This is a genomic window from Mesorhizobium sanjuanii, from assembly GCF_002529485.1.
Classification (GTDB): Bacteria; Pseudomonadota; Alphaproteobacteria; order Rhizobiales; family Rhizobiaceae; genus Mesorhizobium; species Mesorhizobium sanjuanii.
Window position 1 is genome coordinate 21,390 of the sequence record NZ_NWQG01000183.1, and the last position, 6,707, is coordinate 28,096.

Sequence of the window (6,707 nt, forward strand, 5' to 3'; positions counted from 1 at the left end):
GCTACAGCAAGGGGGATGGCCGATACAATCGGCCTGAGGGAGGGACTGATGAACAGGGTTGTCGACAGGCTGCTTGCGGCTCTCCTGCTGGCGATCGGCGTGGCCTGCTTCGCCACCGTGTATCTGCCGCAAGGCGGCGCGGCTGCCGGCGAGGCTTTCGCCTCGGTGCGTTTGGCTGTCTTCTGCGCAACCGGCATCGTCTCGGCGGTTGCCGCGATGCTGTTCTGGCTCGACCTGTTGCCGGGACGGCTGAGCCATGCGCCCGGAGCGCCACTGTTTGGACGGGCGGCCGACACACAAGACGCCGGCAGGCCGCGCCTGCGGAAAGTCTTCCTTGTTCTGCCTGTTGTTGCGGTGCTGGCGCTGGTCGCCGATCGGTTCGGTCCGTGGTCCGGCAGCGGCGTCGAGGCGGTTGCGCCGGGCGAACCGGCGGGCCAGGACATCGCCAATGCGCCACCGGCATCGACGCCAGTTCCTGCACTTGCGCCACCTGAGGAGGCAGCCGAGACGCCGCCGCCCGAGCCGGCGCCACCTGCCGCCGCACCCGCAGCGCCAGTGCAGCCACCTGAGGTCGCGCTTGTCCCGCCAGCCCCGGCACCGCCACCGGCCGTCGTTTCGCCACCCGAGACCGTGGCGCCATTGCCCCAGCCTGTGCCGCCACTGCCGACAGAGCCTGATGGCCACCGTGACGCCGTCGTCTGGCTGGCGGTGGCACCCGATGGACGTCAGATCTTGAGCGCCAGTACCGACCATACGATCAAGCTCTGGGACGTTGGCGGCAAGCGCCTGATACGCACCCTCGGCGTGCACAAGGACATGGCGCGGACAGCGCTGTTCATGCCGGATAGAGTCAGCGCGCTGACAGCCGGCGACGATAGCGAGCTCGTGCAGCGCCAGCTTTCCGACGGCACGGTGCTGCATGTCTTTTCGTCGGGCGGCAACGGCGGCGTCAACAAGCTGGCGATCAGTCCGGACGGCAAACGCGCGGTCAGCGGTCACGATACCGGCACGGTGATCGTCTGGGATCTCGAGAAAGGCACCGTGCTGCACGTGCTGCCAGGCCACGGCTGGTCGGTCAGTTCAGTTGCCGTCTCACCCGATGGCAGGCGCGCCGTCAGCGGCAGCATCGATGGCGAGCTGAAGCTCTGGGATCTGGACAGCGGCAAGCAATTGCGCAGCTGGCACGGGCATGAGCGCGGTACTTACGGAGCCGTGTTTACTGCCGACGGGCATCATCTGGTCACCGGCAGCGGCGACTATGCCATCAAGCTCTGGAATCTCGACGACTTCAAGGAGGTGCGCCGCTTCGACGGCCATTCCGGCACCGTCTATACGCTGACGCTATCCCCTGATGGCAAGCGGCTCGCCTCCGGCTCGCTGGACGGCACAGCACGGCTGTGGGACATGGACGGCGGCAACGAGATCGCCGAATTCGACCCAGGCACAGGACCGATCTACTCGGTGGCCTTCGCCGCCGACGGTACACTCCTCACCGGCGGTTACGACCGCAGCATCAGGGATTGGCCGGCTGCCGGCGGCGACGGCGTGGTGCTATTTGCTGGTGCGCCGGATTGAAGCGGGCTGGAGCGATGACCGATCTCCACCTCGTCGAAGCCTCGATCGCTGATCTGCGCCAGGCGCTGGAGGAAGGCATGGTCACCAGCGTCGAGCTGGTCGGGGCGTATCTGCGGCGCATCGCCCGTTACGACCGCCACGGCATCGCGCTGAACGCCGTGCCCGTGCTCAACCCTGATATGTTCGAAGAAGCTGCGGCGTCCGACCGGCGTCGCCGGAACGGCGAGACGCTCGGTCCGCTTGACGGCATCCCCTACACCGCCAAGGACAGCTACAAGGTGTCAGGCTTGACAGTGGCCGCCGGTTCGCCGGCCTTCGAGCATCTGATCGCCAATGAGGACGCCTTCACCATTGCGCGACTCAAAGGCGGCGGCGCGGTGCTGGTCGGGATGACCAATATGCCGCCGATGGCCAATGGCGGCATGCAGCGCGGCGTCTACGGCCGCGCCGAAAGCCCCTACAATGCCGATTATCTGACCGCGGCCTTCGCTTCGGGATCGTCCAACGGCTCCGGAACCGCCACCGCCGCCAGTTTCGCTGCCTTCGGGCTTGGCGAGGAGACATGGTCGTCCGGCAGGGCGCCGGCCTCGAACAATGCGCTGGTCGCCTATACGCCGTCGCGCGGCGTCATTTCCGTGCGCGGCAACTGGCCGCTGGTGCCGACCATGGATGTGGTGGTGCCGCACACGCGCAGCGTTGCCGACATGCTGGAACTGCTTGACGTGATCGTGGCGGACGATCCTGAGACCAGAGGTGATTTCTGGCGGATGCAGCCATGGGTCGAGCTGCCCAAGAGTTCGGCCGTGCGGCCGCCGCGCTATACCGGTCTAAAGCTCGAAGGTTCGCTCAAAGGCGTGCGGCTCGGCGTGCCCCGAATGTATATCGGCCGCGATACCGAAGCGACCACACCGATCGAGACCCGCGCCTCGGTGCTGGCGCTGTGGGAGCAGGCGGCTATGGATCTCAGGCGGCTTGGCGCTGATGCCGTCGAAGTCGATTTTCCCGTCGTCTCCAACTACGAGCGCGACCGGCCCGGCGCGCAAAATATGGTCGATCGCGGGCTGGTGCCCAAAGAGTTCGCCGAGCGCGAAATATGGGATCTCTGCGTCTTTGCCTGGGATGACTTTCTGCGCGCCAATGCCGATCCCGCCATCCCCGATCTCACCGCGGTCAATGGCCAAAAAATCTTTCCGCAGCCGCCGGGCGCACTGCCGGACCGCTATGGCGACGATGGTTTCGACCTGGCGGACTATGTCGAGCGGGCGAAGCTGGGCGTGACGCCGCTCGAGGACATTCCCGCGCTGGAAGAGGGCCTGAAGGGCCTGGAGGCGACGCGGCGGATCGATTTCGAGGATTGGCTGGACGTGCAAGGACTTGACGCGGTGGTGTTGCCCGCCGTGGCCGATGTCGGGCCGGCCGACGCGGACGTCAACGAGGCGTCGGCAGCACTTGCCTGGCGCAACGGCACCTGGGTCGCCAACGGCAATCTGGTGTGGCGGCATCTCGGCATCCCGACCGTCACCGTGCCGATGGGCACGATGGCCGATATCGGCATGCCGGTCGGACTGACCTTCGCCGGCAAGGCATATGATGACGCCAGGCTGCTATGCCTCGCCGGCGATTTCGAGCGGGCTGGCCAGCGCCGCACCAGCCCGCCGCGCACGCCGGAATTGCCCGATGATGTGTTTGCGGCGCCGCCCGGTGGCATCGGGCCAGGCGAGGCGCCACCGCTCGCCATCACCCTTGCCGTCGATATGCGGCACAGAGACAATCAGGACGAGATTTCCATCACGCTCGACCTGGATGGCGATGCGGCTGAGGCCCCTGCCGCGAGCGTGAAGGTCCATGTCAACGGCGATCCCGTCGAATTGCAACGAACCGGCGCGCGCTTCACCGGTCGGGCGTTCGTTCCGGTCGAGGAGCATCGGAGAATCCACAGCGTCTGGCGCGGGTCATACGGCTCGATCGTCACCGCCGTCCTGCGACTTGAGGACGGGCGCGTCGCCGGCGCTTATGCGGTGACGGGCGGCATTGGGTAAGGATTTGAAGGAAGGGCAGGGTTGCGCAGGACAAGTCTTTTTCGGCTATGACGGCAGCGAGGCCAGCCATGCATCCCAAAACTGCTGTTGCATGTGTACGAACACAGGCACCACGTCGTAGCCGTCGTCGAATATGTTGACCAGATCAGTTCTCTGAGGCGGCTGGCCCATTTTCACCTTACAGACTGTCAGTCCGCGGCTCATCTCCATTACCATGCCTTCGGGATAGACATTTGCGCTGGCGCCGTAACAAAAGGGCAGCAGCCCATCGACTTCGAGTTGCTGGCGAATCTGGAACAAGGCTTCGAAATAGTCGTCCTCCTCGGCCTCGATCACCTTGTTTCGATAGCTGCAAGTGAGCCGGCACATTGTTCCTACATCTTGCAGCGCAAACGTCGCCTGCTCGTCGCCGCCCGTGCCGCCGCCGATCAGGAACACAGTATGTTCTTCGTTCATGCACTCGCCCCTTTGCCAATAGCAGGCCAAGCTAGCGCTGCTGCGGGCGAATTTCTACACGACTCGAACGCCAGCCTCTTGCGATCGCCGTGCCCACACTGCCTGATCCTTGATCGGCCTGCCTCCCGTGCTATGTAAAAACCATGTCACAGACCAGTCCATCCGCCACCGCGCCGCTCATCGTCATCGACCTGCAGACCGGCATGTTCGACGGCGTCGCCGAGCCGCCGATTCATGATGCCGAGGGCATTGCCGACCGCGCTCGCGCGTTGATCGATTGGGCGCGGCGCGGCGGGCGCAAGGTTGCATTCGTGAGACATGACGGACCGGTGGGCGATCCGCTGGCGCCGGGCGAGCCGGGCTGGCCGGTGTGGCCGGCGCTTGGCCAGGCCGCTAATGAGCCGACCTTTGCCAAGAGCGTGGGCGACGCCTTCAGCAATGCAGCGCTTGGCGAATGGGTGGCCGGGCAGGGCGCCGGCGAGGTCGTGCTCATCGGCGCGCAGAGCGATTTTTGCGTGGCCGCGACGGTCAAGGGCGCCTTTGCGGCGGGCTTGGGCGTCACCGTGGTTTCCGACGCCCACAGCACGCTCGATACCGCCAGCGAGACCGCGCCGCAGATCATCGCCCGGCACAATGCCGCCTTCGCCGATGCCGGCGTCAATCTGGTGACGACGAAGGCGCTGACTGGCGGCTGAGTTTCGCAAGCAAGACCTGGAGGAGCGCCTCGTGAAAAACCTGACCTTGCCTGCCGAAGGCGGGTGCCGCTGCGGACGCGTGCGCCTGAAGATTTCCGCGCCGCCACTGCTGACCATGGCCTGTCATTGCACGGGCTGCCAGCGTATGTCGGCCAGCGCCTATTCGCTGAGTGCCGCCATCCCATCCGAGGCGTTCGCGGTGACACAGGGCGAGCCGGTGATCGGCGGGCTGCACGGCGCCTCGCATCACTTCTTCTGCCCCTATTGCATGAGCTGGATGTTCACGCGGTCGGAAGGGCTGGACTGGTTCGTCAATCTGCGCCCGACCATGCTCGACGACCCCGGCTGGTTCACCCCCTTCATCGAGACGTGGACAAGCGAGAAACTGCCCTGGGCCAGCACGCCGGCGGTGCACAGCTACGAGGCGTTGCCGGCGATGGAAGAGTACGAGAAGCTGATCGCCGAATTCGCCGGCACCTTTGGCGGCGCGAGCAACGCTGGCGGCTGACCCGTCCGGCTTCGGGCGATTTGGCGCAGGCGTTGATGATTTGCAGGCTTCCTCTGGCGCTGCCGATCGCGTAAGGCGCGGGGAAATTCCCTGAAGCCTCGCGTGGAAGCATGATACGTCTCGAAAATATCAGCAAGCAGAACGGCCGGCAGATCGTCTTCATCGAGGCGTCGGCCGCCTTGCAGAAGGGCGAGAAGGTCGGCCTCGTCGGTCCCAACGGCGCCGGCAAGACGACGCTGTTTCGCATGATCAATGGGCAGGAGCAGCCCGACGAGGGCCAGGTCTCGGTCGATCGTGGCGTTACCATCGGCTATTTCAGCCAGGATGTCGGCGACATGGCGGGGCTGAGCGCGGTGGCCGAAGTGATGAATGGCGCCGGGCCGGTGAGCGCGGTGGCGGCCGAGATGCGCGAGCTCGAACACGCCATGGGCGACCCTGACCAGGCCGACCAAATGGACGACATCATCGCCAGATATGGCGAGGCGCAGCACCGTTTCGAGGAACTCGACGGCTATGCGCTCGACGGCCGCGCCCGCGAGGTGCTCGACGGCCTCGGCTTCTCTCAGGAGATGATGGACGGCGATGTCGGCAAGCTGTCCGGCGGCTGGAAGATGCGTGTCGCACTTGCCCGCATCCTGCTGATGCGGCCCGACGTCATGCTGCTCGACGAGCCGAGCAACCATCTCGATCTCGAAAGCCTGATCTGGCTGGAGCAGTTTCTGAAGGGATATGAGGGCGCGCTGCTGATGACCTCGCACGACCGCGAGTTCATGAACCGCATCGTCAACAAGGTGGTGGAGATCGACGCCGGCTCGCTCACCGCCTATTCCGGCAACTACGAGTTCTACCAGCAGCAGCGGGCGATCGCCGACAAGCAGTTGCAGGCGCAGTTCGAGCGCCAGCAGGCGATGCTGGCCAAGGAGATCGCTTTCATCGAGCGTTTCAAGGCGCGCGCCTCGCATGCCGCCCAGGTGCAGAGCCGGGTGAAGAAGCTCGACAAGATCGACCGCGTCGAGCCGCCCAAGCGCCGCCAGATCGTGAATTTCGAGTTCCAGCCGGCGCCGCGTTGCGGCGAGGACGTGGTGACGCTGAAGAATGTGCACAAGGGATATGGCAGCCGTACCATCTATGCCGGGCTGGACTTCCAGGTGCGCCGGCGCGAGCGCTGGTGCATCATGGGCGTCAACGGCGCCGGCAAATCGACGCTGCTGAAGCTGGTGGCGGGCGCCTCCGCACCCGACAATGGCTCGGTCGCGCGGGGCCCGAGCGTCAAGATGGGCTATTTCGCCCAGCACGCCATGGAAGTGCTGGAGGGCGAGCGCACCGTGTTCCAGACGCTGGAGGATGCCTTTCCGCAGGCAGGGCAGGCGCCGCTGCGGGCGCTGGCCGGCTGCTTCGGCTTTTCCGGCGACGAGATCGAGAAGAAATGCCGGG

At 65.5% G+C, this 6,707-nt stretch carries 6 protein-coding genes; 5 read left to right on the forward strand and 1 reads right to left on the reverse strand.

Going from position 1 to position 6,707, the window contains the following annotated elements:
- The first annotated feature begins 48 nt into the window (after nt 1-48).
- Nucleotides 49-1,575, forward strand: a complete 1,527-nt coding sequence (locus CN311_RS24485) for a WD40 repeat domain-containing protein (RefSeq protein WP_097576255.1) — start codon at nt 49-51, stop codon at nt 1,573-1,575.
- Nucleotides 1,576-1,589: 14 nt separating this feature from the next.
- Nucleotides 1,590-3,614, forward strand: a complete 2,025-nt coding sequence (locus CN311_RS24490) for an amidase (RefSeq protein ID WP_097576247.1) — start codon at nt 1,590-1,592, stop codon at nt 3,612-3,614.
- A 45-nt stretch (nt 3,615-3,659) separates the two neighbouring features.
- On the opposite strand, the gene CN311_RS24495 is transcribed toward CN311_RS24490, so the two are convergent.
- Nucleotides 3,660-4,070, reverse strand: coding sequence for a hypothetical protein (locus CN311_RS24495; RefSeq protein ID WP_097576248.1), 411 nt, complete (start codon nt 4,068-4,070; stop codon nt 3,660-3,662).
- A 143-nt stretch (nt 4,071-4,213) separates the two neighbouring features.
- Between CN311_RS24495 and CN311_RS24500 the strand changes: the two genes are divergently transcribed.
- The 3 genes from CN311_RS24500 to CN311_RS24510 all read left to right on the forward strand — a co-directional run.
- Nucleotides 4,214-4,765 (forward strand): isochorismatase family protein, encoded by a 552-nt coding sequence (locus CN311_RS24500; RefSeq protein WP_097576249.1) that lies wholly within the window; start codon nt 4,214-4,216, stop codon nt 4,763-4,765.
- Nucleotides 4,766-4,796: 31 nt separating this feature from the next.
- On the forward strand, nt 4,797-5,273 hold the full coding sequence (locus CN311_RS24505) for a GFA family protein (protein WP_097576250.1): 477 nt from the start codon (nt 4,797-4,799) through the stop codon (nt 5,271-5,273).
- Between the two features lie 110 nt (nt 5,274-5,383).
- On the forward strand, nt 5,384-6,707 hold a 1,324-nt coding region (locus CN311_RS24510; protein ID WP_097576251.1), incomplete at its 3' end, for an ABC-F family ATP-binding cassette domain-containing protein.